The 24,091-nt window shown below is 68.1% G+C and carries 24 protein-coding genes; 12 read left to right on the forward strand and 12 right to left on the reverse strand.

Translation table 11 applies throughout. The features are described from left to right. Position 1: 1 nt before the first annotated feature. From EV652_RS22825 to EV652_RS22840, 4 genes are read right to left on the reverse strand one after another with little or no spacing between them, the layout of a single operon-like run. On the reverse strand, positions 2 to 1,342 hold the full coding sequence (locus EV652_RS22825) for a Gfo/Idh/MocA family protein (RefSeq protein ID WP_132211208.1): 1,341 nt from the start codon (positions 1,340 to 1,342) through the stop codon (positions 2 to 4). Further along, on the reverse strand, positions 1,339 to 2,220 hold the full coding sequence (locus EV652_RS22830; RefSeq protein WP_199238336.1) for a carbohydrate ABC transporter permease: 882 nt from the start codon (positions 2,218 to 2,220) through the stop codon (positions 1,339 to 1,341). The genes EV652_RS22825 and EV652_RS22830 overlap by 4 nt, the downstream gene beginning before the upstream one ends. Next, positions 2,217 to 3,119 carry a carbohydrate ABC transporter permease gene (locus EV652_RS22835; protein WP_132211209.1) on the reverse strand — a complete coding sequence of 301 codons (903 nt, stop codon included), beginning with the start codon at positions 3,117 to 3,119 and terminating at the stop codon, positions 2,217 to 2,219. The genes EV652_RS22830 and EV652_RS22835 overlap by 4 nt, the downstream gene beginning before the upstream one ends. Continuing rightward, positions 3,119 to 4,411 carry an ABC transporter substrate-binding protein gene (locus tag EV652_RS22840; protein WP_132211210.1) on the reverse strand — a complete coding sequence of 431 codons (1,293 nt, stop codon included), beginning with the start codon at positions 4,409 to 4,411 and terminating at the stop codon, positions 3,119 to 3,121. The genes EV652_RS22835 and EV652_RS22840 overlap by 1 nt, the downstream gene beginning before the upstream one ends. Before the next feature lie 231 nt (positions 4,412 to 4,642). Between EV652_RS22840 and EV652_RS22845 the strand changes: the two genes are divergently transcribed. The 6 genes from EV652_RS22845 to EV652_RS22870 all read left to right on the forward strand — a co-directional run bounded on the left by EV652_RS22845 (position 4,643) and on the right by EV652_RS22870 (position 9,817). Continuing rightward, on the forward strand, positions 4,643 to 5,752 hold the full coding sequence (locus EV652_RS22845) for an ROK family transcriptional regulator (protein WP_132211211.1): 1,110 nt from the start codon (positions 4,643 to 4,645) through the stop codon (positions 5,750 to 5,752). 289 nt (positions 5,753 to 6,041) lie between these two features. Beyond that, positions 6,042 to 6,581: an RNA polymerase sigma factor gene (locus tag EV652_RS22850; protein ID WP_132211212.1), complete on the forward strand. Its 540-nt coding sequence runs from the start codon at positions 6,042 to 6,044 to the stop codon at positions 6,579 to 6,581. After that, positions 6,578 to 7,411 (forward strand): zf-HC2 domain-containing protein, encoded by an 834-nt coding sequence (locus EV652_RS22855; protein ID WP_132211213.1) that lies wholly within the window; start codon positions 6,578 to 6,580, stop codon positions 7,409 to 7,411. The genes EV652_RS22850 and EV652_RS22855 overlap by 4 nt, the downstream gene beginning before the upstream one ends. Continuing rightward, positions 7,408 to 8,277, forward strand: a complete 870-nt coding sequence (locus EV652_RS22860) for an ATP-binding cassette domain-containing protein (protein WP_132211214.1) — start codon at positions 7,408 to 7,410, stop codon at positions 8,275 to 8,277. Before EV652_RS22855 ends, EV652_RS22860 begins: the two co-directional genes overlap by 4 nt. Continuing rightward, the gene (locus EV652_RS22865; protein WP_132211215.1) at positions 8,274 to 9,131 is read left to right on the forward strand and encodes a hypothetical protein; all 858 of its coding nucleotides are present in this window, start codon (positions 8,274 to 8,276) and stop codon (positions 9,129 to 9,131) included. Before EV652_RS22860 ends, EV652_RS22865 begins: the two co-directional genes overlap by 4 nt. Positions 9,132 to 9,169: 38 nt before the next feature. Then, entirely contained in the window at positions 9,170 to 9,817 is a 648-nt protein-coding gene (locus EV652_RS22870; protein WP_132211216.1) for a hypothetical protein, read from the forward strand. 477 nt (positions 9,818 to 10,294) lie between these two features. Here EV652_RS22870 and EV652_RS22880 read toward each other — a convergent pair whose 3' ends face one another. Further along, the gene (locus EV652_RS22880; RefSeq protein WP_132211217.1) at positions 10,295 to 10,822 is read right to left on the reverse strand and encodes a DinB family protein; all 528 of its coding nucleotides are present in this window, start codon (positions 10,820 to 10,822) and stop codon (positions 10,295 to 10,297) included. 240 nt (positions 10,823 to 11,062) lie between these two features. On the opposite strand from EV652_RS22880, the gene EV652_RS22885 reads away from it, so the two are divergent. After that, the gene (locus EV652_RS22885) at positions 11,063 to 11,251 is read left to right on the forward strand and encodes a hypothetical protein (protein WP_132211218.1); all 189 of its coding nucleotides are present in this window, start codon (positions 11,063 to 11,065) and stop codon (positions 11,249 to 11,251) included. A 378-nt stretch (positions 11,252 to 11,629) separates the two neighbouring features. Here the strand turns inward: EV652_RS22885 and EV652_RS22890 are convergent, their stop codons facing one another. Continuing rightward, positions 11,630 to 11,923, reverse strand: a complete 294-nt coding sequence (locus EV652_RS22890) for a hypothetical protein (RefSeq protein WP_132211219.1) — start codon at positions 11,921 to 11,923, stop codon at positions 11,630 to 11,632. Between the two features lie 138 nt (positions 11,924 to 12,061). Here EV652_RS22890 and EV652_RS22895 point away from each other — a divergent pair, with 138 nt between their 5' ends. Further along, a complete protein-coding gene (locus EV652_RS22895) occupies positions 12,062 to 12,817 on the forward strand; it encodes a DUF4118 domain-containing protein (protein WP_132211220.1) in 756 nt (251 codons plus the stop codon). A 43-nt stretch (positions 12,818 to 12,860) separates the two neighbouring features. After that, complete coding sequence (locus EV652_RS22900; RefSeq protein WP_132211221.1) at positions 12,861 to 13,856, forward strand: cation diffusion facilitator family transporter; 996 nt, start codon at positions 12,861 to 12,863, stop codon at positions 13,854 to 13,856. A gap of 45 nt (positions 13,857 to 13,901) precedes the next feature. Here the strand turns inward: EV652_RS22900 and EV652_RS22905 are convergent, their stop codons facing one another. Next, positions 13,902 to 14,963, reverse strand: coding sequence for a hypothetical protein (locus tag EV652_RS22905; RefSeq protein ID WP_132211222.1), 1,062 nt, complete (start codon positions 14,961 to 14,963; stop codon positions 13,902 to 13,904). Positions 14,964 to 15,370: 407 nt separating this feature from the next. Between EV652_RS22905 and EV652_RS22910 the strand changes: the two genes are divergently transcribed. Next, positions 15,371 to 15,928: a hypothetical protein gene (locus EV652_RS22910; RefSeq protein WP_132211223.1), complete on the forward strand. Its 558-nt coding sequence runs from the start codon at positions 15,371 to 15,373 to the stop codon at positions 15,926 to 15,928. Positions 15,929 to 15,931: 3 nt separating this feature from the next. On the opposite strand, the gene EV652_RS22915 is transcribed toward EV652_RS22910, so the two are convergent. Continuing rightward, positions 15,932 to 17,347: a S8 family peptidase gene (locus tag EV652_RS22915; RefSeq protein ID WP_132211224.1), complete on the reverse strand. Its 1,416-nt coding sequence runs from the start codon at positions 17,345 to 17,347 to the stop codon at positions 15,932 to 15,934. Between the two features lie 41 nt (positions 17,348 to 17,388). Here EV652_RS22915 and EV652_RS22920 point away from each other — a divergent pair, with 41 nt between their 5' ends. Further along, entirely contained in the window at positions 17,389 to 20,010 is a 2,622-nt protein-coding gene (locus tag EV652_RS22920; protein ID WP_132211225.1) for a CHAT domain-containing protein, read from the forward strand. Positions 20,011 to 20,015: 5 nt separating this feature from the next. On the opposite strand, the gene EV652_RS22925 is transcribed toward EV652_RS22920, so the two are convergent. Beyond that, complete coding sequence (locus EV652_RS22925) at positions 20,016 to 20,498, reverse strand: hypothetical protein (protein WP_132211226.1); 483 nt, start codon at positions 20,496 to 20,498, stop codon at positions 20,016 to 20,018. Then, positions 20,495 to 21,091, reverse strand: a complete 597-nt coding sequence (locus tag EV652_RS22930) for an RNA polymerase sigma factor (RefSeq protein ID WP_132211227.1) — start codon at positions 21,089 to 21,091, stop codon at positions 20,495 to 20,497. The genes EV652_RS22925 and EV652_RS22930 overlap by 4 nt, the downstream gene beginning before the upstream one ends. A 371-nt stretch (positions 21,092 to 21,462) precedes the next feature. Here EV652_RS22930 and EV652_RS22935 point away from each other — a divergent pair, with 371 nt between their 5' ends. Further along, entirely contained in the window at positions 21,463 to 22,041 is a 579-nt protein-coding gene (locus EV652_RS22935; protein WP_132211228.1) for a hypothetical protein, read from the forward strand. A gap of 40 nt (positions 22,042 to 22,081) precedes the next feature. Here the strand turns inward: EV652_RS22935 and EV652_RS22940 are convergent, their stop codons facing one another. Next, positions 22,082 to 23,386: a sensor histidine kinase gene (locus tag EV652_RS22940; protein WP_132211229.1), complete on the reverse strand. Its 1,305-nt coding sequence runs from the start codon at positions 23,384 to 23,386 to the stop codon at positions 22,082 to 22,084. Between the two features lie 2 nt (positions 23,387 to 23,388). Continuing rightward, on the reverse strand, positions 23,389 to 24,069 hold the full coding sequence (locus tag EV652_RS22945) for a response regulator transcription factor (RefSeq protein WP_132211230.1): 681 nt from the start codon (positions 24,067 to 24,069) through the stop codon (positions 23,389 to 23,391). Positions 24,070 to 24,091: the final 22 nt, after the last annotated feature.

Raw genomic sequence — 24,091 nt, forward strand, 5'->3', positions numbered from 1 at the left:
GTCATCCTCCTGGTTGGGTTCGGGCCTGGTTGGCCGGGCTCTGGGTGCGGACCTCGACGACACCGCCCTCGCGGCGGGAGTGTTCGGCGGCGAAGACGAGGCGGTGTCCGTCGAGGGTGTCTTGGAGGTGGGCGGTGATCCGGTCGGGCCGGCCGGCGGTCAGGGCGTCGATGAAGTCGTCCATCAGGGCTTGGTCGCCGCCCGCGTGTCCTTCGGCGGCCGCAGATCCGTCCCTGGATGTGTCGATGACGGTCCGTCGCTCGGTGCGGAAGTCGTATATCTCGAGGAAGCGTCCGTCGCCGGTGAGCTGGCCGCGAGTACCGAAGATCTTGGTGTGGCGGTTCTCCAGTGGGGTGAAGGCCGACAGCGTGAACGACGCGGTGACGCCGCCGTCGTACTCGATGCTGACGACCTGGTGATCGGCGACGTCGTTGTCGCAGGCGTACACGCAACGCCCGTAAGGCCCGGTCGCGAGCGCCTCGGTCACCGCGTCTTCGGTCAGCACACCGCCGGTTATGACGTTGGCGAAGTACTGCTTGGTGCCGCCCTCGCGCAAACCGGTGCGGTAGAGCCGCTCTGCCGAGAAGGGGCAGCTGCTCTCCACGGCACAGTCCAGGCAGCGGTCTGCCGCGCCAGGGGGACGGTTCTCGGGCCGGAAATGTGTCAGCGACCCGAACGACGCGACCCGCCGCGGCGCACGGGAGATCACGTGGTTCAGCCAGTCGAGGTCGTGACACGACTTGGTCAGCAGTACGGAGCTGGTCTCGTCCTGGCGGCGCCAGTTGCCCCGGACGAACGAGTGCGCGAAGTGGTAGTAGCCGACCGGTTCGAGGTGCTCGACACTGATGATCTCGCCGATTGCGTCCCGCGCCAGCTCGGCCTTCAGAGCCCGGGTGTACGTGGTGTGGCGCATCACGTGACAGATCTGTACGGCGACCCCGGCGAGCTCGGCTGCCTCGCTGATCCGCCGGCAGCCCTCCTCGGTGGTTGCCATCGGCTTCTCCAGCAGAAGGTCGTAACCACGCTCGATGAAGGCGAGGGCCGCCTCGACGTGTTGTTCGTCGAGCAACGCGACGACGACGGCGTCGGCGATGCGTGGAGCCTCGGCGAGATCGCGCCAGGAGTCGAACACCTTCGCCGGATCGATCCGATGCCGTTCCGCGAAGGACCGGCGGGCCCGCTCCCGCGGTTCCGCGACCGCCACAACGGTGCAGCTGTCCGGGCGTCGCGCGGCCAGGTCGGCGTACGCCGTGCCGCGGGCGCCTGCCCCGGCCACCGCCAACGTCAGCGGACGGCGGAGCGGTGTGCCGTGTCGCGTCGGCTCCGTGTCGATGATGGTCATCCCTTCGTTGCCCCTCCCGTCAAACCTTTGACGAAGTGCTTCTGGAACAGCAGGTAGAGAACGATCACCGGCAGCGAGGCCAGAAACATGAAGGCGAAGACGGCACCGAGATCCGTCTGGTGCTCCCCGATGGCCCGGTAGATGCCGACGGTCACGGTCGTGCCTTCGGCCGGACCGAGGATGATCAGCGGATTCAGGAAGTCGTTCCAGATCCAGACGCCGAGAAAGATGAACACGCTGGCGCTGGCCGGTCGCAGCAGGGGAAAGACGACCTGCCAGAAAGCTCGCAACGGACCCGCGCCGTCCAGCGCGGCCGCCTCCTCCAGCTCGACCGGGATCGCCTTCAGGAATCCCGCGAAGACGAACACCCCGAACGGTAGGTAGTAACCGACGTTGGCGATCACGAGACCCGGCACCGAGGTCATCAGGCCGAGCGCGCGGAGTACCTCGGTCACCGGGGCCAGAATCACCGCCTGCGGGACCATCAATCCGCACAGCAGCAGGACGAGCACAGCCTTCGCCGAACGAGCCTGCGACCTGGCGAGATAGTGACCGAGCATGGCGGACAGGACGACCAGCACCGTCACCGACAGCGCGGTCACCTGGATGCTGTTGACGAGTCCGAACCAGAACAGCCGATCCTGCCTGCCCAGCACCTCACGAAGGTTCTCCAGCGTCAGGTGTACAGGCAGTCCGGCCGGGTCTGTGACGATGTCCGCGCCCGGCTTGAACACGTTGACCAGCACCAGATAGAGCGGCAGGCAGAAGCAGGCGGCCACGAACACCGTCAGCAGTGGCCGGAGCCACGGGACCGCGAGCAGCCTCGGATCCCCGGTCGTCCGTGAAGCCCGGACCGACGACAGACTTGCCTCTGTCACAGCGAGACCTCCCGGCGCTGGAGCAGGCGCAGGGCGATGGCCGAGACCACAGCGATGACGATCAGCATCACGGTCGCCATTGCCGACGCGTACCCGACCCGGTTGCCGGTGAAGCCGGTCCGGATGATGTCGAAGGCGATGGTGGCCGTCGTACCGCTGCCGGGACCACCATTGGTGATGACCTGGACGTGGTCGTACACCTTGAAGCCGGTGATCATCAGCATCACCGTGTTGATGGTCACCGCAGGTGCCAGCAACGGCCAGGTCACGGCCCGGAACTGCCGCAACGGCCCCGCACCGTCGAGCGCCGCGGCCTCCCGCAGCGATTGCGGCACACCCTGCAGGCCGGCGAGGTAGACCACCGTGCAGAACCCGAGCATCTGCCACGAGATGATCCAGCCCACCGAGTACAGCGCGAGATCGGGGTCGGAAAGCCAGCCCGGCGGGGAGCCGACGCCAGCCTCGCCCAGAGCGCGGTTCAGCAGCCCGCCGTCATTGAGCAGGGCCTGCCAGATGACGCTGACCACGACAGAGCTGAGGACGACCGGCGCGAAGAAGACCGTCCGCAGCCACCGGTAGAGCCGTGCGGGACGGTCCAGCAGCAGCGCGACGGCCAGGCCGAGGACGTTCGGCACGATCGTGACGATCAGCGTAAGGATCGCGGTGTTCCCCAACGTCCGCAGGAAGTCCGGGTCCGTCAGCAGCAACCGATAGTTGTCGAAGGCAACCCAAGTGGCCGGTGGCCGAAACGGGTTCCGGTCGGTCAGGCTGTAACCGAGACTCAGCGCGACCGGGACGGCCACCAGCGTGCCGTACACCAGCAGTCCGGGAGCTGCGAAGACGCCGAACCGCCACCAGCCCAGGCTCCCACTCCGGCCCCGGATCGTCAGGTCGGTCATCACCGCGTCGCCTTGACGTACTGGGTGTCCAGGAACTTCGCGACGTCGGTTGCGGACTTCCGGCCACTGATCAGGTCTGCCGCGGCCGCGAAGACCTGGTCCGGCATCCCAGGCGGCAGGGCGCCGTCGCCGGTCTCGACCGTGAACGCGTTCACCACGCCACCGCTGCGCACCGCGCGCTCGTATACGGCGACCGTCTGCTGGTACACCGGTCCCATGTCTGTCGGCGGCTGATAGCCCTTGATCGCGATGATCGAACCGTCCGCCTTGACGCCGGCATCGAGGTTCTCCTTGTCCTCCATGAAGGCGAGCGCCCACTTCTTCGCCTTGTCTACGTCCGGCGCCTCAGTGCTGACGCTCATCCCGCCGCCGGTGTACGCCGGGACGACCCCCTCACCGCCGGCGGTCGGCCACGGGAACACCCCGACCTCGAAGCCGGGCTTCTTCTGGTCTGCCGAGGCGGCGAACCACGAGCCCATCGGGTACATCGCACCCTTGCCATCGCGGAACGCCTGCTCGGTGTCGGCATAGGACCGGCTCAGCCCGGCCTTGTCGATGTAGCCACGACGAGCCAGATCGGCGACCTTGTCCGCCGCGGCGACGAACGCCGGATCGGCGAAGGTCAACTGACCCGCCGCACGTTTCGACAACCAGTCGGGATGCCTGCGATAGAGGTCGGCGCCGACGGCCGCGATCCAGGGGTAGCCGGCGGCGAAGGTGTCCTTCCCCCCACCGCCTACCACGACCGGGTTGATGCCCGCCGCCTTGAGCTTCGCGCTGACGGTGAGGAGGTCCGGATAGGTCTTCGGCGGCGCCGGAATCCCGGCCTTGGCGAAGAGGCTCTTGTTGTAGTAAACGAGCGGCGTCGGCTGGGTGTTGTAAGGCAGCTGGTAGACCTTGCCGCCGATCGGGTTGGACTCGGGGAACTCGTAGTTCTTCAGCTCCTCCACCGTCCACGGTGCGAGCTGCCCCGACTGCGCGAACCCGTCTGGGTTCACAGCGATCATCACGTCCGGCAGCTGACCTGACGCCGACAACTGCTTGGCGTATGCCGTCCGGTCGGCGCTCGGCGCGACCAGCTTCTTGATCGAAACGCCCGGAACCTTCGCCGAGGCACGAGCGATCGCCGCATCCCAATACTTCGCATCCAGGTTCGGCGTCTCGAACGTCAAGAACGTCAACGTGACACTGTCGCCCTGGGCCCCGCCACGCCCGGCGTTGTCACCACCGACCGTGCAGCCCGTCACCGCGACCACCGCGGCGGCCGTGAGTACGGCAAGTCTCCTCAGCATGGCTCAGCTCCTCGCTGTGCGACCAGGCCTGCAGCTAATTTTTCAGGCCGCCTATAAAATAGGTTTCGCCAACTGAAGCACCGCGGCTCGGGTCCGGTCAAGACTCTGAGCCGGGCGAATTGTCTACCCACCTAGGCGCTCGGCGGACCGCTTCGGAGGGCAGATGCAGGGATTTCATGAGATGGGGTGAATAATTGCCTCGAGACGGCAACGCGAACGGAAGGGAAAGCCATGCCAGCAGTCAGCGGCAACGCCCAGGTGCTCCGTCGGCTCAACGGGGTCGCCGTGCTCCGGGCTCTCCACGGGGCCGAATCGATGACGTTCGCGGACCTGACGGCGTCCACGTCGCTGTCCCGCCCGACGGTCGAGGATGCGATGGCCGACCTGATCGAGGAGGGTCTCGCGGTCGAAATCTCCCCCGCCACGGACGGCCGACGGCCGGTCGGGCGCCCGGCCAAGCGGTACCAGTTCCGCACCGATGCCGGCTATGTGCTGGGTGCCGACATCAGCGTGCGCAGCATCCGGGTACTGACGGCAGACCTGCGAGGCGCCCTGCTCGCCACATCCGAGACGACGATCGATCCAGGTCTGCCGGCCGCGGACCGGCTGGACGTAGCGCGTCGTGCCCTGAAGGACGCCCTGCTCGAGGCCGAGATCCGCAAGTCCGATCTGTGGACGATCGGCGTCGCCACCACCGGTGTCATCGACCCTGCAGGCCGCGTCACGAAAAGCACGAGACTCGCGGACTGGGCCGGCACCGATGTCGCGACGGCCCTTCGCGGCATCGGACGCGCTGACGTTGTCGTCGGCAACGATGCTCGGCTGGCGGCACTGGCCGAGCACTGGCTCGGGGCGGCGACTGATGTGTCCACCTTCGTCAACGTCCTGGCCGGGGCCACGACGGCCGCAGGTGTCGTCATCGACGGCGAGGTCTATCACGGCCGCCACGGTGCCTCCGGGGAGATCGGCGTACTCGCCGAGTCCGGGTGGCAGCAGGCCGTCGACGCTCTGGGCAACGAGGGCGGTGCAGAACTGTTCAGGAGGGCGGCCGAGGGTGACAGACGAGCCCTGGCCGCGACCCAAAACTTCACTCGCCACCTCGCTCCAGGCCTCGCTGCCCTGGTCCTCGCGTTCGACCCCGACTGCGTCGTCATCGCAGGCGAGCTGTCCGGCGTCGGCGAGACACTGACCGCACCGTTGGAGGCCCATCTCAAGTCCGTCTGCGTGTTCCCGCTCGAGGTGCGATCGTCCAAGCTCGGCCCCGAGGCCGCCGCCTTGGGCGCCGTCCGCCTAGCCCTCGACCGAGTCGAGTCCCGCCTCTTCAACCTCGACCGCCGGTAAGCGTCATTTCAGCTCGACATCAACGGGCCAGAGGGGCCTGGGCTGGAGCCGGGCCGTCGAGTCAAGCGACAACGGACCTCCGTCCTACCCGCCACCCCGCGGCCCACACCGTCATAGCTGTCGGCCCCGCTGGTTCCTCACCCTGCCACCGTCGATCTGCGATTGGCCAACGTACCGCCCGCTTGAAGGATCCGGTGATGCCTACCCGAACACTGGGTGACGACGCTGCGGCCGAAGAAAGTTTCCCCGTTGCCGAACCGATCTGGTCGCAAGGGGCGACAGTGAGGGTATGGCTGACTGTGATTCCACAGACGCCGACCTCATCAACTCGATGTCCGAGCACGACGAGGCCGCGCTTCGGCTGCTCTACGGCCGCCACGCCGCTTGGGTCTCCGCGCGGCTGAGGCGGCGGTGCGCTGACACCGACGTAGTCGCGGACGTCCTGCAAGACACCTTCGTCGCGGCTTGGAACGGCGCCGGCAAGTTCCGCGGCGATGGGGATGTCGCCGCCTGGTTGTGGGGGATAGCCATTCGTCGGCTGATCAGCCGCCTCCGGCTGGCCGACGGCCGTGCCGCGAAGGCCCCGACGTGGAAGCTGTACGACGCTGTCGATGTCTCCGCGGAGGAAACTGCGCTGCTCACTGTCGAGTACTCCGATCTGGGCACCGCGCTGGCACGGCTGTCGCCCGAGCTACGCGTGGTACTGCAGGCAACGGTGTTGGACGGTCTGACCACCCGGGAGGCGGCGCGGGCGCTCAACATTCCGCAAGGAACCGTCAAGACGCGGCTGGTACGAGCGCGCACGAGGCTGCGGGAGGAGCTCGCATGACCCAGCGACCAAGGACCTGGCACGCCGACGAAGCAGAACTGCGAGCACTGGCAGACGGAGTCGCTGGACCAGCACTCGGCGCATCTGTCGAGTCCCACCTGATGCGGTGCGGAATCTGCCGTGCGCGGATGAACGACCTCGTTGACGGCGACCTTTTGGACTCGGTGTGGACGGCGATCAGGGAGACCGTCGAAGCGCCTAAGCCGAGCGTGGTAGAGCGCCTACTACGGAGGTTTGGCGTCTCGGCCGAGTCCGGTCGCCTGCTGGTGGCGGTGCCTGCCATGCGGGGCGCATGGCTGATCGGCGCGACGGCGGCGCTGCTCTTCGCCGGCGGCGCCGCGCTGTTCGCCAGCGGTTTCGGGCTCGCCCTGTTCTTGCTGGTTGCTCCGCTGGTACCGGTGATGGGTGTGGCGGCCGCGTACGGCGGTGACGCGGACCCGTCCCACGAGCTGGTCGTGACGACGCCGTACTCGGCCGGTCGGCTGCTGTTGCTGCGGACCGCTGCAGTCCTGGCCACGTCACTCCCGGTCGCTGCGCTGGTCGGATTGGCATTGCCGGGTCCGGCCTGGTTGGCGGTCGCCTGGCTGATCCCTGGCCTTGCGTTCGTGTCGTTGTCGTTGGCGGCGGCACCGTTCGTCGGTGCGACGTTCTCCAGTGGGGCGGTCGCGGCCACCTGGTCCGTCATCGCGATCGCGGTATCGAAGATCGGCGATCCGATGGATCTCGCCGGCCCAGCAGTTCAGGTCGGTTCGCTGGTGCTCTGCGCTGCCGCCGTCACGACCATACTCACGCACTTTCGGCTCTTCGATCTGCCAAGGGGGCAGACATGAGTTCAGTCATTCTCACCGGACTTGGCAAACGGTACGGACGTGCTCCGGCGCTGACGGGTGTTGATCTCCGGCTGTCGTCGGGCGTGACCGGGCTGCTCGGACCGAATGGGGCGGGCAAGACCACGCTGCTACGGATCCTCGCGACCGCGCTTGCCGCGGATGAGGGACAGGTTCGGGTGCTCGGCCAGAATCCGGCCGACACCGCCGGGCGTCTCGCGATCCGGCGGCGGCTCGGCTACCTGCCGCAGGAGTCGGGCTTCCCGCGCGGCTTCACCGCATTCGGGTTCGTCGACTACATGGCCATTCTCAAGGAATGGGGCGATCGCGCAGCCCGGCACGCCGAGGTACGGCGGGTCGTCGGTCTCGCCGATCTGTCGGCCGTCGCCACCAAACGGGTGCACGCGCTGTCGGGTGGGCAGCGCCGTCGCGTGCTGCTGGCCCAGGCGCTGATCGGCCAGCCGGATCTGCTGGTGCTCGACGAGCCGACCACCGGACTCGATCCCGCGCAGCGCGCCCGATTGCGCGACATCCTGTCGACGGCCGGGGAGACCGCCACCCTGGTGATCTCGACCCATCAAACCGAGGACGTTGCGGCCTTGTGCGAGCGGGTGATCGTGCTTGACCGGGGCCGTGTGCATTTCGACGGCTCCGTCGAGGGCCTGATCAGCTCGGCCTCCGGACGGGTCTGGCTGGCAACCGACAGGCATCCGGACGCCCAGCACGCATGGCGGATCGGAAGCGGTCGGTGGCGCAACGTCGGTGATCCACCGGCGGGATGCGAGGTGGTCGACCCGACGCTCGAGGACGCATACCTGCTGCTGGTCGGCGACCGTGCGCGGGCGACGGAGAAGGAGGCAGTCGCATGAGCTCCACGATGGTTCCGCTGACCACCGAGCCGGCCGCGCCGCCGAGGTCAACCCTGGCGGCCCTTGCGCGTGCCGACGCCCGCCGGTTTGCCCGGCACCCACTGTTTCTGTTCGGTGTCGCGGTGTGCCTTCTCCTTCTGGCATCCGTCGCCATCGGTGGCGATCCGGCGCCGCTCGAGAGCACTGTCGCGCCCGCGTTCTTCCTCGGAGTGTTCGGGTTCGTCGTAGCCCATCGGCTGACGACTTCCCTGCGTCGCACCCCTGACCTCGCCGAGATTGCGCCGGTCGACGAGCGCAGACGCACTATCTCGCTCTGCCTGGCCTGCCTGGTGCCAACGGGTGTTGCAGTGGCGATGATGGCGGGGTCGCTCGTCGCCGCCGCCGTCTGGCCGCCGGTCGCGATCCCGGCAGGAGACCCGGTGTCGTGGTTCGGTCACGAGCCGGCAGTCGACATCTTGGCCGCACTTGTGGAGGGCGGCCCGGTGGCCGCGCTAGGCGGATCGCTGCTCGGTGTGGCCGTGGCCCGGTGGGCGCCGTTCCGCGGTTCTGCGCTGCTCGCGCTTGTGGTGCTCGTGGTGGGTACCGCAGTGGCCGATGGGTGGACCTCCGGCTGGGCAGCCATCGCGCCCTACCAGGTCTTCAGTGACTCATTGGTCGTCGACGGACAGCTACGGTCTTCCTGGTTGGCGGAGTGGCTATCACCTCGCTGGCACCTGGCGTATTCCCTGTGCCTCTGCGGCCTCGCGGTCGTCGCGGCGCTGCTGCGGGACGGTACCGGTCGGCGGCAACTGCTTGCTGTCTCGGCCGCGCTCACAGTCGCGGCGGCCGGCGCGCTGTTGCTCGCTGTCCGATGACCAGCTTGGTACGACGGCACGCAACCACGCTGCCCCGTGTGTTGCTGCAGACGCCCTGGCCGATGGTTCTGCTCGCCGTGATGTCGGCCGGATTGGTGGCCCTGCTGTCGATAGCACGTCCGTCGAGCGCCGTTCCGCTCTTCGTGGTTCATCTGGCGGCAGTGGCGCTCGCCTCGGGAGCGGCGTACCTGCTTGACGACGCTGCGATCGCGGTCACGGCCGCCACGCCTCAGAGGCTCTGGCGCCGACGGGCGCCCACCCTGTTTGCCGGACTGGCAGTGGTCGGAGCGGCTTGGACGGTCATTGTCGTACTGCTGAACCAGCAGTCTCCGACACCATCAACCTCGGCCCTCACGATCGAGGTCGCGGCGCTGGTCTCGGTGGCCGTGGCGGCGGCCGCCGTGGCTGCCCGCAGGGGTGAGCCGGAGCCGGGGAATCTGGTGGCGCCTGCGATCGTGCTGCTGGGGGTCGGCGCACTGATCGCTCAACCAGCGCTGAATATCACACTGTTCATGAGTGGCCCGGGCGATCCCCACCGCCGGGTGTGGTGGGTCGGCATCGCGGTCGCCGCGACGATCGTGCTGCTCATCGCGTCGCGTGATCCGGCAACTCGGCCGAGCCGGCGGCCGGCCGACCCGCGTGGACTGTCAAAACGGCCCTCGGACCGGCGGGACCCACTTGGATAACGATCGAGCCTTGCTGACGTCGGCCCCACGCACCATGACCGCCTCGATGGGGACCTCGTCCATGACGAAACTCCCAGGTCACAGGAGCGCCCACGCCAGCGCCTCAAGATAACGATCGTTAGTCGCCGAACGTGGCGCCTGCGGGACGGGTGCGGGAGACTGCCTCGATGGCTCCTCTGGCCCTAAGTGACGTCGGCCCGTTGACCTGTCGTAGCTACGGCTTCGACCTGTTGCGGTGGTTCCGCCAGCTGTGGGAACTGAGGGTCGGTTGGGACCAGGCGACGTCCTCCCAGGTCGCCGTCCTGGTCGGCTGGATGCGGTCGTCGCCGAATCCTCCAGAACTGCAGGCCACTGGGGCGGGGTTAGCCTCCGACAAGCGAGCCTTTCACCGAGCCACTTGTCTGAGACGGTGCTGGCTGGCCGTGGGCCAAGGACATCTCGCGGCCGTCCGGCGGGTCGTGTCCAGTTTGGGAACGCCTATCGGGCGCTGCGTACGGATAGCGGATCGGTTAAGAGGTCCAAATGGCCGACATGGCATGCGGTCTCTTCCAGCATGTGCACCATCACCCAGCGAAGCGTCACGGGACCCTTGCCGAATGATGGCCGGGGCGCGGCCGTGTCGAGGCTAGGAAGTTGACTTGCGACGCCGCGGCTGCGCGAGCACGCGGCACGGTAGAGCTCGACGATCTCCCCGACGGTGTCGTCGGCCGCGGACTTGAGGTCCCACTCCGGCTGCGTGTCGAACGGCGCGGACGCCCAGGGCTCAGGCAGATCACCGCCGCCGACGCGCGCGATGAACCAGTGGTCCTCCATGTGCGCGAGATGCTTCACCACAGCGCCTGGTGTCAGATTGGTTGCCGGCAGGGACTTGGTTCGGGCCTGCTCGTCCGTCAGCCTCCCGAATCGGGTGAGCACCCGATGACGATACTGATCAAGAAACTGGCTGAGGGTGGTTCGCTCGTCAGCGTCGAGGTCGGGGTAGAACTGTGCTTCGTCCACGGACATCTAGGCGTTGATCCTTCCGTGATGGTTCTGGGTGGCAGCGCCGGGAATTGGACGCGGTTGGTCTTAACGTATGGCAGGCCGAGCTCGGCGTTCGTTGCCAGGCCGCTCGCCAACTGACCCGAAGGCATCCCAGCGGAACGATTTACCCGTCTGTCCGGCGGTGGATCCTCTTGCGGGCAGCTGTTGATCATGGAGTGCCACGGCAACGTCCGCGAGTACAACGTGGCATGAGGACTGATCATGAACGGTCTCGACCCCGACGACAACGACGCCGACCGGATCAACGGCATCCTCAGTCGCTGTCTCGTCTCGGCAGCGCCGCCGAGGGAAGCACCGCGCCCCTTGATTAGTGCAGAGAATCTTCGCGCCGACCTTGATGTCCTTCGCCCAGAACGGCGGCAGCAGCCTGTTGACCGGACTAAGCGCTGAGTCTCCGGGTGGGATCGCCGCCGCCGACGGGTCGGATGCAGACACCGGCTTGCCGGAGCAACGATGGGAGTCTCGATGCCATCAGCGCAGGTGAGGGTGAGCTGGTACGGATTCGCCTGTCATCACGGGGAGGGCTTGAGGGTCGCCGCTCGACGGTCGGCTTGCCCCACGCGCCGCTCTGGAGGTCAGAGCGTCTTCAGGAGGTCCAGCGTCTTCGTCCAGCCCTGCAGGAGAGCTGCTTCGTTGGCTGGTCTGGTACCGCCCAGGGCCAGCGGTCGCTGGACCACCGGGTGGAGAACGCTCGTTCCGTGGGGTGTGTAGGGCGGGCCAGAACCGGCCGCCGAGACGGCCGGTTCTGTCGGTCCCTGTGGGTGTGGATCAACAGTCCCGGTGGAGGTCTTTGACGATCCACTGAGCGGGTGCGCCCAAGAGCACCGCGCTCTTCGCGGGGACACACTGGAGAACGGCCTCGATACCCGGTTGCGCGACTGAGATCAGCGTGTCCTGGGAGGTGCAGTTCCCCCAGTACACCAAGCCGTCGCCGGCGAAGTGGTAAGTCCCACAGGGAATGATGTCGTTCGCCTGGGCGCTCGGCGCAGCCTGGATCAGCGCGCCACCACCCGCCATCACGGCGGCGGCCAGGCCACTCCCCACGCGTACTGCGATGCTCATGTGTCCTCCACAAGATCGGTGACAAGATCGGGATTCAGCAGCAGTAGTTACGCAGGACCTCGCCACTTGGTTCGACCAACCGTTGCGGGGAGTGGACCCTCGGCGGCGGGCTTCGCCGGGACGATTCATGATGGGGGGATGCGAGTTCACCTCTCCGAGCGAGCCCGTACGGCGGTGGTCGTGGGGGCCGCGGCCGTTCCCGCTCTGGTGTGCGCGGCCATCGTGCCGTTCCGGATGCGGATCGAGAACACGAACGCCGCCTTGGCGCTGGTCCTGGTCGTCATCGCGGCGGCGGCGACCGGCGTGCGCTGGGCAGGCATCGTCGCGGCCTTGTCCGGCACGGTGTGCTGGGCCTTCTTCCTCACTCAGCCGTACCAGCAGATGACCATCACCGACCGCGCCGACATCGAGACTGCAGTGCTGCTCACGTTGGTCACCCTCGCGGTCGCGGAGATTCTCTGGGGGCGGCGTCACCAGGCCCGCGCCAGCCAGCAACAGGATTACCTCGGCGGCGTCCTCCGGACCGCGGGCATCGTCGCCGCCGGTAGCTCACACACCGAGGGCGTGATCGAGCACGTCGCGGACCAACTCGTCGAGTTGCTCGGCATCGACGACTGCTACTTCGACAGCGACACTCGCGACGCTGCCCCGGCCGCGATCGTCCGCGACGGCACCGTCGTACGCCGCGGCCGCGATCTCGAGGTCGAGCGGTTCGGGCTGCCCACCGACTGCGAGATCGAACTGCGAGTGCACCACGACGGCATCACCCGCGGCCGTTTCCTGCTCGTCGCATCGACCCGGGTGGCCCGTCCGTCCGTCGCACAGAGACAGGTCGCGGTCGCCCTGGCGGACCAGGTCGGTGCCGCCCTGGCGACGCACGACAGATCTTGGTGATCTGCTCCTGAGCTCACGGTGGATCGAGGCTTAGTGTCGTGGGGTGAGCACACGCAACGACACCGCTGCGGCGACCGGAGGCGAGAGTCTGCTGACTGTCGTCGTCGCGTTGAGTGCGAACTTCTTGATCGCCGTTGCCAAGACGATTGTCGCCGTGATCACCGGCTCCGCCTCGATGATGGCGGAGGCGGCACACTCCTGGGCGGACACCGGAAACGAGATCTTCCTCCTCGTCGGTGAACGCAAGGCCAGGAAGCCCGCCGACCCGGCTCACCCGCTCGGATACGGGCGAGTCGGCTACATCTGGTCGATGTTCGCCGCGTTCGGATTGTTCACGGTGGGCGCGGCCGTCTCCGTCTGGCACGGGATCCAGTCGCTGCGCGGTGGCGAGGCCGACGGTACGTCGTACGGGTGGGCGTACGCCGTACTCGCGATCGCCTTCGTCCTGGAAGGCATCTCGTTCCTGCAGGCGCTGCGGCAGACGAGGACCGGCGCGACCCAACGGCGCCTCACGCCGTTGCGCTACATCCGGGTCACCTCGAACCCGATGCTGCGCGCGGTGTTCGCCGAGGACCTGGCGGCGCTGATCGGCCTCACGATCGCGGCGATCGCGATCGCACTGCATCAGCTCACCGGAGATCCCGTCTGGGACGCGATCGGCTCGATCGTAGTCGGTGTCCTGCTCGGCTGCGTCGCGCTGTTCCTGATCGGAAGGAACATGGACTTCCTCACCGGTGAGGCAGTGACTCCGCTTGCTCGTAACCGCGCGCTCCGGGCATTGCTGGACCACGAGGAGATCGAGCGGGTGAGCTTCCTACACATGGAGTGGGTTGGTGCCGACCGGATCTTCCTGGTTGCCGCGGTCGACGTGGCCGGCAACGCCCCCGAGTCCGATGTCGCGGCGCGACTCAACTCCGTCGAGGACGCCCTCCACGCCCGCCCCGAGATCGAACGCGCCGTCCTCACCCTCACTCGCCCCGGCGACACCACAAACCTCAGCCCCGACCCACTGCCACCTTGGTACGTCGAACACCCCTGACCGCCGTCACAACGCCGTACGGGCACTGGTGGGGCGGGGTTCGAATCAGGTGATTACTCGTTCGGAGTTCAGTTGGTTCTGGTGTTGGGTCGCGGCTCGCTCGGGCGGGGTGACACAGGTGTGGTCCTGGGGGACGGCTTCCCGCCAGACGAACCCGTCGACGCAGGTGCCGTTGGGATTGGCGCGGTGGCCGTCGACATGGGCGTGGTTCTGTTGCCGGACGGTGGCGCGTTCCTCTGGTGTGACGCAGACCGAGTCGCCTGGGCCGGCAACACGTGGCACGAACCCCTCCCGGCAACCGGTGGGCTCGGTGCCGCCGTCGTCGTCGCCGTTCTTGGCTACGGCGTTGCCGGTGATCGTGACGCGGTGCTCGACGTCGCCGGGTTGCAGGTGGACGACCAGGAAGGCTTCGCGAGCTCCGGCGACAGTGGGCCAGAACCTCAGCCGGATCGAGCAGGACTTCTTCGGCTTCAAGGTCCCGTCGCACACCTTGGTCAGGATGAAGTCACTGGACTGGTCGCCCTCGATATCCCCGGTGGCGACCTTGACGGTGGTCGAGCCGACGTTGCGGATGACGATCTGTTTGCAGACCTCGTTTCCACCGACCTCCACCTCGGGACATCTCCGGACCTCCGGGATCGCGACCTTCATCCCGGACGGCGAGGTCGGCGGTGTCGACGGCACCGGTTTCGCCGGCGGTTTCGTGGACGGGACCACCCGGGGTTTCGTCGGCCACACCGCCGGCGGTGTCGGCGTCGGGAGCCGCTTGGTGCTCACGAAGGTGCCGGAGCCCTTTCCCGTCAGGGATCCCTGGCCGGCGATCGCCTCCGGCACGGTGAATCCGCCGATGGTGATCACGAGTGCGAAGGCGCTCAGCCCCGCAATCCCGATACTGCGCACCAGCCCTCGACCGTGCGTGGTGATCACCGCCACCAGCACCGGGCTCAACGCCGCCCCGGCCACCGTCGCGAGCCGCCCCGCACCCAGCGCCGGAATGATCGCCGCGCACACCGCGGACGCAAGGACGCCGAAGAACAGAGACGTCCCGCTGAAGGCATGCGTGTCTTTGAGCTGCCGACTGATGGGGCGGTTCTGCTGCGGTCCCATGGTTCGTCACCCGAACCAGGTCTGGGTCGTCGTCATGTCTGTTTCCTCCCCCGAAGTAGCCATCAGCGATCGGAGGCCGGAGCTCCCGATCTGATACGACCGAACACTCGATCAGACCGGATGTATCAGGCGGCGTACTCGTGACTCTGCTCAGTGCTCCGGGGGGAGAGGGAGCTGACGCGGTGCGCGTGGAACCTTGGTCACACCAGTGACGAGGCGACCCCGCACCGCGTCAGCCTGCGCGCTGACCACACCGTGGCCTCTCGCGATACGAGCCGGCCGACGGGATGTATTCAGAAGCTGCCTGGCGACTCTGCTCGGTGCACGGAACGAACCGAAGCGGAGGGAACCCAGTGACCACCACAGCACGTCCAGCCGGCATGCGCCCGCCGCGCAAAGGCGCCGCCATGAAGCCCCTCACCCGACGGGTGATCGGCACGATCAACTTCGCCGAGGCCGTCCTTGCGTTGGTGGGTCTGGTCGCGGCGTACGGAATCGCCGAGCGACTCGTGTCAGCCCAGGAGGTCGTCGGGCCTGGCGATGTCGTGACCAGGACGGTCCGGTGGTGGGGACCGGACTTCACCACCACGCTGAATATGTCCCTGCTGATCGTCGGGGCAGCCGCCGGCGCCGTCGGCAGCGTCATCCATCAGAGCATGGTCTTCGCCCAGCGCGCCGGCCTGGAAACCCTCGAGCGGGGCTTCGTCTGGTGGTATCTGTTGCGTCCGGTCTGGTCCGCCCTGCTCGGCTCGGTCGTCGTGGTCGCCGTCAACACGGGACTGATCAGCATCGGCGACGAGACGACCTCCACGGCCGGGGTGACGGTCCTGGTGATGATGGGCTGCCTGGCCGGCCTCTTCACCGACCAGGCGATGCGGCGCCTCCGTCCGATGCTCGGCGCGACGCCGCCCGAGGACACCCAGGTCCCCGACAAGGAAACGAACCCGGTCGAGGACCAGCGATGACCGCTACTCGGGGAGCAGCACCGCACCGACCCCGGGCTGTGCCGCCTCCTGAGCCTCGGCGATGAGCGCGGCGGCCGCGTCCCGGCCGTTCTCACCGGTTCGAGACATCCGGGCCGCGATCAACCCCGCGACAATCGGCGTACTGAACGACGTACCACTCCACCGCGCCATCCCATAGAACTCCTCCACCCGCCCGGAGTTGACGTGGGGTGGCTCGCGGTACGTGTACGTTCCCACGGGGAACGCGTTGACCAGCTCCTGGCCCGGCGCATAGACGTCCACCCAACCGCCGTAATTGCTGAAGCCGGCCTTCCCTCGCCACTGCGTGCCGAGCGCCCCGACGGACACCGTGTACGGCGCCGCGGCCGGCCAGAACGCTTCGCGGTCACCATCGTTGCCTGCGGCCACAACCATGACGACGCCCTTGTGGTGCCGCAGTCGTCGCTCGTTGAAGACCGTGAAGCTGAGCAGCCGGGTCGCGTCGAAGCAGTAGGTCCCGGCTGACATGCTGATGACGTCCGGATAGTCGTGCTCGAGGACCCGATCGAGCGTCTTGACGAGCCTGGCTTCCGTGACTGTGCCGCCGGGGCCGAACCCCCGGCGTACCAGGACCTCCGCCAGCGGCGCGACGCATCTGATGACTCCCGCGATGAACGTTCCGTGGCCGGCGTAGTCGGTGAGGTCCGTGCCGTTGATGGCGTAGTCGGGATCTCCGGTCACTCCGGTCAGCCAACTGGTGCGTTGCGTCGCCGTCTGATCGAGACCGGTGTCCACGACGACCACGCGCACACCCTCACCGGCCGCACGGTTGGCGGTGTAACCCGGGTACGGCGCACTACTCGCCGGCACCGGTTCGGGCTCGTCGGCCGGGCAACCAGCACCGTTGCCGGACACAACGAGGACATGGTTCGGTGCCGCCGCATCCGGACCGGCCGCGGTGACGAGAATCTCCTGGGTGCCCCCGCCCGGCAGAGTGATGGGGACCAGACCGCCATCGCGGATGACTCTCAGCGTTCCGAGCGTGTCCAACTGCGGATTCCCGCCCAGATTGAGTCGCACCAGCCGGAGACCGGCCAGGACGGGCTCGGTGGCAGGCCGACCGCCGTCATCGGCGTACAGCAGATTCAGGCGATCGAGAATGCCGCGTACCTGCTCGAAATGCTCTTCGCGGACGAGAATGGCGCCGGCCTCGTACAGGAAGTCCGCCTCGTTGGCGGAGCCGACAGTTCTCCCTGGCTCGAACTTCAGCTCGTTTCTGGTGTCCGGACCGTAGTAGCTGAGGATGAGCTCTCGCTGAGCCTGCTCTGGCGTCTCGGGAAACGTGTCCTCCACTGGCTCGGTGTTCTGATTCTGGGTCTCTGGTGGTGTGTTCTCGCCGTCGCCAGTCCCCGGCTGCTCGTTCGCGTCGTCCGATGTCATTGCCCCTCCCAGTTCCGCAATGATTTACCTAGACTCTTTGAATGTCAGATGGCCGACGACAGGAAGGTCCCGAATACCTGCTGCCGTTGGCGGTGTCGCGGCCGTCGGAGGCGTTCGCGGCGGCCGGCGCTCTGCTCGAAGGGACGCCTGATCCGCGGAGCGCGTCGATTGCTCATCAGGCCCGGGCCATCGTGTTGCGCGACTCCGGCCACCAGGCCGAGGCAGTCACCGAACTCCGCCTTGCGTTGCGGCTCGCCAAGAGCTCCGCGGAGCTGAGGCGCGTCGCTGATGTCCAGGCCACCCTCGGTCTGACCCTCGGCCTCGGAGGCCGGCCGAAGGAGGGACTCAGTGCGCTCGATCAGGCGGTCGGCAACAGCAGAGGGGTCGCCGCCGGGAGAGTCCTGACCCGACGTGGCTATCTGCTTCGAGTGCTTGGACGGTACGACGACGCACTCGCGGACCTGCGTCAGGCCATCACGCTGCTGCATCGTGGCCACGACCAGATCTGGGAGGCTCGCGCCCGCACCCACCGATTTCTCGTCTACTCGGCCCTCGGACAGGCGGCCCATGCCGACCGTGATCTGGTGGTGGCAGAGCGGTTGTCGGCAGCCACCGGGCAGGTTCTGGAGTCGGCGATGCTCGTGCACAACCGGGCGGATGTCGCCTTCCAGGCCGGCGATCTGCCCGCGGCGCTCGGCTTCCTCGACGCGGCGGCCGCTCGCTACGCAGCACTGCAGACGGAGTGGCCGAGTTTGGCGATCGACCGCTGCGCCGTACTGCTCGCCGCCGGCCTCGCGACCGAAGCGGTCACGACGACCGAGCAGGTCCTGCAGGACCACCTGCGTCGCGGCAGCAAGGGGACCGAGACAGCTGAACTGCTGTTCGCCGCAGCGCAGGCCGCCCTGGCCGCGGGCCGGTCGGACTTGGCCGAGGAACGCGCCGCTGCTGCCGGTGAACTCTTCCGGCGGCACGGCAGGCACGGCTGGCTCGCCCGCGCGATGTACGTCATGGTCCAAGCGCAGTACGACGCCGGCCGGCGTGGTGCCCGACTCAGCACCACGGCCGCGCGACTCGCCGACCAACTCGATGAGCTGAACTCCTCGGACGCGCCCGCGGCGCATCTCCTCGCCGGCCATCTCTTGGCCGCCGATGGGCGCAAGGACGCCACCGACCGGCATCTCGCCCGTGCGGCCCGCTTCCGCCACCGGGGTCCCACCTTCGGTCATGCGGCCGGCTGGCTGGCTCACGCGCTGCGGGCCGAGGGGCGCGGAGCCACGGCCGCGACTCTCATCGCCTGCCGGCGCGGGCTCGAGGCCGCCGCCGACCACCAACGATCGCTGGCCGCGCCGGAGTTGCGCGCACACGCCGCCGGGTACGGCGTCGAGCTCGCCGCGCTGGCCCAGCGTCACGCCGTACGACGCAACGACGCGCGCATGCTGTTGCACTGGAGCGAGCAATGGCGAGCCAGCGCGCTGGCCTTGCCACCGGTCCGGCCGCCGGACGATCCCGAGCTGGCGGCGGACCTCGCGGCGCTGCGCAACGTGGTACGACGCCTGGACGCGACGCTGGTCGCGGATCGGGACACCGATCGGCTGCAGGTCGAGCGCAGCCGGCTCGAGTCGTCCATCCGCGCACGGACCAGACGGCACGGCAGCCAGGGCTCCGGCGACGCGGCTGACCCGCATCGCCGCGATGACGTCAGCACAGTGATCGACGGTCTGGGCGAGCATCGGCTGGTCGAGATCACTGCCCTCGATGACGTGCTCTACGCGATCACGGTCGTCGGGCGCAGGGTGCGTATGTATCCGATCGGCCCGGTCGGGGCCGCCGTACGGGAACTCGAGCTCGCGCTCTTCATGCTGCGCAGACTGGCGCACGGCCGAGCACCCGCCGGGGCTCTCGAGCGACTGGATGCGGCCGGTCTCCGTTTGCAAGAGGTCCTGCTGGGGCCTGCCGCTGCCGATCTCGACGATGCGCCGGTCCTGATCGTGCCGCCCGCGGCGTTGCACGCGGTGCCGTGGGCGATGTTGCCGGCGTTGAGATCGGTCCCGGTCGTGGTCGCGCCGTCGGCGTCCATCTGGTTGCGGGCCGGCCGCATGCCAGCGCCCCGGCACCGCCGCGTAGCTCTGGTCGTCGGACCTGGCCTCGACGGCGGCAAGGACGAGACGAGGCGGATCGGGAGGGTCTATCCGGATGCTGTCGTCCTCACCGATGGTGCGGCGACCGCCGACAACACCCTGGCCGCACTGGACGGCGCCTGGACCGCGCACATCGCGGCGCATGGGTTGTTCCGCCGCGACAACCCGTTGTTCTCGGCGATCGAGCTGGACGACGGCCCGCTGACTCTCTACGACCTCGGCAGACTCCGCCGGGCACCGCAGCGACTCGTGTTGTCCAGTTGCGAGTCCGGCGTCGCGGCTCCGATCGGTACGGACGAGCTCCTCGGCGCGGTGTCCGCCCTCGTCCCACTCGGTACGGCGTCCCTCCTGGCCACCGTCGTACCGGTCAACGACACCACGACCGCCGCGCTGATGGTCGACTTCCACCAGCGCTTGCGCGCTCGAGCGTCGTTCGGCGTCGCACTCCACGAGGCCCGCACCGGTGTCGGCGACGACCCGGTCGCGGTCGCGACTGCCTTGTCGTTCGTGGCTCTCGGCCGATGACGAGGTCACAGGTTGACCCAGGCGGTGACGACCGGGCTCCCATGGACGGACCGGCACCGAATCCGCACCGGACCACCTCGCTTCCGGTCGAGCAGGAAGCGCCCGAGTTCATCCAGTTGCACAGTCTCCCGGCGGCCGTCGCCGTACTCGAGTTCACACCCGTCCGGCGACGCGCCGACGAGTTCGCCGACAACGGTCAGGCCGTCGTCACCGGGCACGATCTCCAGCTCGACTCTGACGTCCCCGCCTTCGAACGACAGCAGGCGATCCGCGGTGGTGTCGGCCGCTGCCCGTCGTACCGTTTCGTACTCGAGGTCCGGGGTGGTGCCGGCGGAGTCGGCGATCAGCTCGGCCAGCTCGCCGTCGAGATCGTGCAGCGTGATCGCCTCACGCGCAGCCATGCCGATGTCTTCGGGCAGCGGGTCAGCTTCTGCGGCGACTTGTCTCAACCACTCCAGCAGCGCATCGTCGTCACGGTCGGAGGTCATCTGACCTCACCGCCTGGTCCCGTCGCGCTGGGATCGAACGGATACGGGCCGGCCGCCATGGTCTCCCGAAGTGACGCCAGACAACGCTGCCGGGTCGGGCCGACACTCCCGACGCGCATGTCCAGCGCTGCCGCGACCTCTGTATAGCTGGGCGGCGGATCTGCCATCAAGACCCGCAACAGTGTTTGACAGCGCGGCTTCAAGGAGCGGAACGCCCGCCACAAGGCCGAGTCCTGCTCTCTCCGCAGCAGCGCGTCGTCCAGCGGGTCGGCATCGTCCGGTACGTCGTCCCAGGTCTCGGAGACAACCACCTTGGACCGGCGCCGCAAGGCCGCGAGGCACTCGCGCCTCATAGTCGTGGCCAGCCAACTTCCGATGCTCTCCGGCTGCCGGACGGTATCGATCCGCTCCACCAGACGAAGCCAGGTGGTCTGGATGGCGTCGGCCGCGTCCTCCTGGTTCAGCCGCATGCCTCGGGCGATGTACCACAGCAGGTTCGTGTAGCGATCCGTCACTGCCGCCCACGCCGCCGGGTCGTCGGATCGCATCTTCGCGACGAGCGCGAGATTCTCGAGCTGCCGTTGCTTGTCCATCGCGCATCTCTCCGGACTGTCGGCAGCCTTTCGGGCGAGACCACGACGATGCCTCGGCGAAAAGTGCTCGACCGCTGTGTCGGAGTCGGCCCACCGCCCCCATCGGCATTCTCGCCGACAACAACTACGCAGTCCACAGCCCGAAGTCCGCAGGCGCTGTGCGCGACAACTGTTCGCGACGGCCATCTCGAACCTCCTTCCGATCGACGTGATGCCGACAAGAGGCGGGTGATCGGCATCTGATACCGACGGCCGCCGGGTATGAACATGCGTTTGAGCGAAGCGTCCTTTCTTGACCGGCGCCGAAAGGTATTTCCGGCCACGCCCGGACCTCCGACCTGAAGAAAGGTGAAATTGCGCGAGGAGGAGCAATGAGCACATCGAACGGGCTGCGGCCGGAGCCCTCCGGCCCGGTGAGCCGGGAGAACTGGTGGACCCGCATCGGAACGATGGGCCAGACCTTGACCGCCGTGATCGGCCTGGTTGCCGCGTTGGTGCCTGTCCTCGTGAAAACAGGACTCCCGGGTCAGGCCGACGGCCCGACGCCGCCGCCGATCCAGGTGGTGACGACGCCCCACGAGCCGCCGAAATCGTCACCCCCGCCGACCGAACGGCCCGATCCGATCAACCTCACCGTCTCGGACCAGCTCACCGAGGGCGCGGAGGAGGAGATCATCGTGATCTCTCTCGAAGGAGCGCAGGTCGCCAGGTTGCACGCCACCCGCGAGCAGCCCGTGGTGAGCAAGCGGGTCACCACGACGAAGGCCGGGAACTACAGCTACGTGCTCGACGCCGTGATCAGGTGGTACGACGACACCGGCACCGAGCAGGTCACGAAGGCCACCGGCCGCGGCAGCGTAGCCATCAACGAAGGAACACGCCTCGACGTCTACCTCCACGAAGAACCCAACGGCATCACCCTCTCCCTGCAATCCGCCGCCACCCAATGACACGACCCTGAGCGCGGGCCGGCGTGGACGACGGCGGTTACTAAGACGCTGCGAGGGTGAGGACCACTTCGTTCTTGCCGATGGTCAGGTGGCCGCCGGCGGCCTCGGCGCAACGGCGGGCGATGTCGAGGCCGAGCCCTGTCGAGCCGCGGTCGCTCCGGCCGCGTTCGCCGGCGCCGAGCGGGATGCCGGGCCCCTTGTCGGCGACAACGATGCGTACGCCGTGCGCCTCGCGCGTCAACGTGATCCGGGCCGGTGTGCCGTCGGGCGTATGGGCGACGACGTTCTCGACCAACGCATCCAGCGCAGCACCGAGATCCTCGGCTGACGAGCGGACCATCGCCGGCGGGGCCGGCAGGTCGAGCGCCAGCACACGTCCCTGGTCCTCGAAGAGCGGTTCCCAGAAGGCGGCGCGATTGCGTGTCACCTCGACCGCGTCGCAATGCGCTACGCGTCCCTCTCGCTGGGGGCGTCTGGCCGCGCTGATGACCGCGGTCAGGGTCCGCTCCAGGCTGTTCACCTGGGTGTTGAGCTCCTCGGCGCGCTCGCGATCCGGCAACGCCTCGACCTGCAGCCGGAGTGCGGTCAGCGGCGTACGGAGTCGATGGGACAGGTCGGCGACGGCTTCGCGTTCGACCGCGATCACCTCGTCGATCCGGTCGGCGAGACCGTTGAGGGCAGCACCGACCTTGGCGACCTCGGCCGGGCCGGTCGTCGGGGCCCGGGCGTCCATGTCGCCGCGCGCCAGGCGTTCCGCCGTACTGGCCGTCTCTTCCAGCGGGCGCGCGAGCCGGCGGGAGACGAGTTCGGCGCCGATGATGCTGAGCAGCAGGACGAGCAGGCTGCCGCCGACCAGGAAGAGCATGCGCGGGACGATGCCGTCGTACAACTCGTCCGCGGTCAGGAACAGGCAGACCGACGCCGGCCCGGTCTCGGTGCCCACGCCGACCTCGACCGCCATGCCGCCGCCGACGTCGCGGTAGTCGGCGTCACTGATCTTCGGCGGACCCTTCTTGTCATCGTCATCACCGTCGCCGTAGTCGCTCGGCAGCGGCTTCGGCGTCGAAACACCACCCGGCGGCGGGTCGCCCAGCGTCGTACCGTCGGCGAGCCGGACCGAGATCGTCCCGGGCTTGTCCGCAAGGCCGTCGATGTACGCCGTGATGTCGTCGGCCGTGTGATCCTTGTCGCCGACGTAGTACGCGACCGACTCGGCCAGGTACCGCGCCTCCTCCTTCGACTCCGACACGGTCGCGCTTCGCAGCAGGATGATCAGCGGTACGGCGAACGCCAGCACGACCAGCGTGGTCATGCCGACCGACAGCAGCAGGATCCTCCGGCGCATGGTCAGCCACCCGACAGCTTGACGCCGACCCCGCGAACGGAGTGCAGGAATCGCGGCTCGGCCGCCGTTTCGCCCAGCTTGCGGCGCAACCAGGAGAGGTGGACGTCGACCGTACGGTCACCGCCACCCCAGGGCAGGCCCCACACCTCGGCGAGCAACTCACGCTTGCTGACCACGGCGCCGGGGCGACGGGACAGCGCGAGCAGGAGATCGAACTCCTTGCGGGTCAGGTCGACCGGCGCACCGTCGACGGTGACCTCGCGACTGCGTGGGTCGATCCGCAACGCGCCCAGGTCGACCGTCGACTCGCCTTGCTGGTCCTGACCGAGCCGCCGCAGTACGGCGCGGATCCGGGCGTCGATCTGGGCCGAGCTGAACGGCTTGATCACGTAGTCGTCCGCACCGGCGTCGAGCAGCTTGACCACGCTGGCGTCGTCGTCGCGAGCCGTTGCCACGATCACCGGTACGTCGCTGACGGCACGAACCATCGCGAGCACGTCCCGGCCGTCCAGATCGGGCAGGCCGAGATCGAGCAGCAGTACGTCGGGACGATCGCGCGCGACCATGGCGACCCCGTCGGCGCCGGCGGCAACGGCCGTGACGACATGGCCGGCCGCCGTCAGGGACTTGCCCAGCGACGTCCGGATCGCGTCATCGTCCTCGACCAGCAGCACCCTCGCCATGCGATGAGGGTAGCTGTGCGCC

The organism is Kribbella steppae, from assembly GCF_004342025.1.
Taxonomy (GTDB): domain Bacteria; phylum Actinomycetota; class Actinomycetes; order Propionibacteriales; family Kribbellaceae; genus Kribbella; species Kribbella steppae.

Bases quoted from the DNA above. Each gene is read 5' to 3' on its own strand.
- EV652_RS22840 (WP_132211210.1), bottom strand. From the start codon at position 4,411: ATGCTGAGGAGACTTGCCGTACTCACGGCCGCCGCGGTGGTCGCGGTG.
- EV652_RS22865 (WP_132211215.1), top strand. From the start codon at position 8,274: ATGAGCTCCACGATGGTTCCGCTGACCACCGAGCCGGCCGCGCCGCCG.
- EV652_RS22910 (WP_132211223.1), top strand. From the start codon at position 15,371: ATGAAGCCCCTCACCCGACGGGTGATCGGCACGATCAACTTCGCCGAG.
- EV652_RS22860 (WP_132211214.1), top strand. From the start codon at position 7,408: ATGAGTTCAGTCATTCTCACCGGACTTGGCAAACGGTACGGACGTGCT.
- EV652_RS22855 (WP_132211213.1), top strand. From the start codon at position 6,578: ATGACCCAGCGACCAAGGACCTGGCACGCCGACGAAGCAGAACTGCGA.
- EV652_RS22845 (WP_132211211.1), top strand. From the start codon at position 4,643: ATGCCAGCAGTCAGCGGCAACGCCCAGGTGCTCCGTCGGCTCAACGGG.
- EV652_RS22890 (WP_132211219.1), bottom strand. From the start codon at position 11,923: ATGAGCATCGCAGTACGCGTGGGGAGTGGCCTGGCCGCCGCCGTGATG.
- EV652_RS22915 (WP_132211224.1), bottom strand. From the start codon at position 17,347: ATGACATCGGACGACGCGAACGAGCAGCCGGGGACTGGCGACGGCGAG.
- EV652_RS22885 (WP_132211218.1), top strand. From the start codon at position 11,063: ATGAACGGTCTCGACCCCGACGACAACGACGCCGACCGGATCAACGGC.
- EV652_RS22905 (WP_132211222.1), bottom strand. From the start codon at position 14,963: ATGGGACCGCAGCAGAACCGCCCCATCAGTCGGCAGCTCAAAGACACG.
- EV652_RS22850 (WP_132211212.1), top strand. From the start codon at position 6,042: ATGGCTGACTGTGATTCCACAGACGCCGACCTCATCAACTCGATGTCC.
- EV652_RS22945 (WP_132211230.1), bottom strand. From the start codon at position 24,069: ATGGCGAGGGTGCTGCTGGTCGAGGACGATGACGCGATCCGGACGTCG.
- EV652_RS22880 (WP_132211217.1), bottom strand. From the start codon at position 10,822: ATGTCCGTGGACGAAGCACAGTTCTACCCCGACCTCGACGCTGACGAG.
- EV652_RS22895 (WP_132211220.1), top strand. From the start codon at position 12,062: ATGCGAGTTCACCTCTCCGAGCGAGCCCGTACGGCGGTGGTCGTGGGG.
- EV652_RS22935 (WP_132211228.1), top strand. From the start codon at position 21,463: ATGAGCACATCGAACGGGCTGCGGCCGGAGCCCTCCGGCCCGGTGAGC.
- EV652_RS22940 (WP_132211229.1), bottom strand. From the start codon at position 23,386: ATGCGCCGGAGGATCCTGCTGCTGTCGGTCGGCATGACCACGCTGGTC.
- EV652_RS22920 (WP_132211225.1), top strand. From the start codon at position 17,389: ATGTCAGATGGCCGACGACAGGAAGGTCCCGAATACCTGCTGCCGTTG.
- EV652_RS22835 (WP_132211209.1), bottom strand. From the start codon at position 3,119: ATGACCGACCTGACGATCCGGGGCCGGAGTGGGAGCCTGGGCTGGTGG.
- EV652_RS22925 (WP_132211226.1), bottom strand. From the start codon at position 20,498: ATGACCTCCGACCGTGACGACGATGCGCTGCTGGAGTGGTTGAGACAA.
- EV652_RS22825 (WP_132211208.1), bottom strand. From the start codon at position 1,342: ATGACCATCATCGACACGGAGCCGACGCGACACGGCACACCGCTCCGC.
- EV652_RS22930 (WP_132211227.1), bottom strand. From the start codon at position 21,091: ATGGACAAGCAACGGCAGCTCGAGAATCTCGCGCTCGTCGCGAAGATG.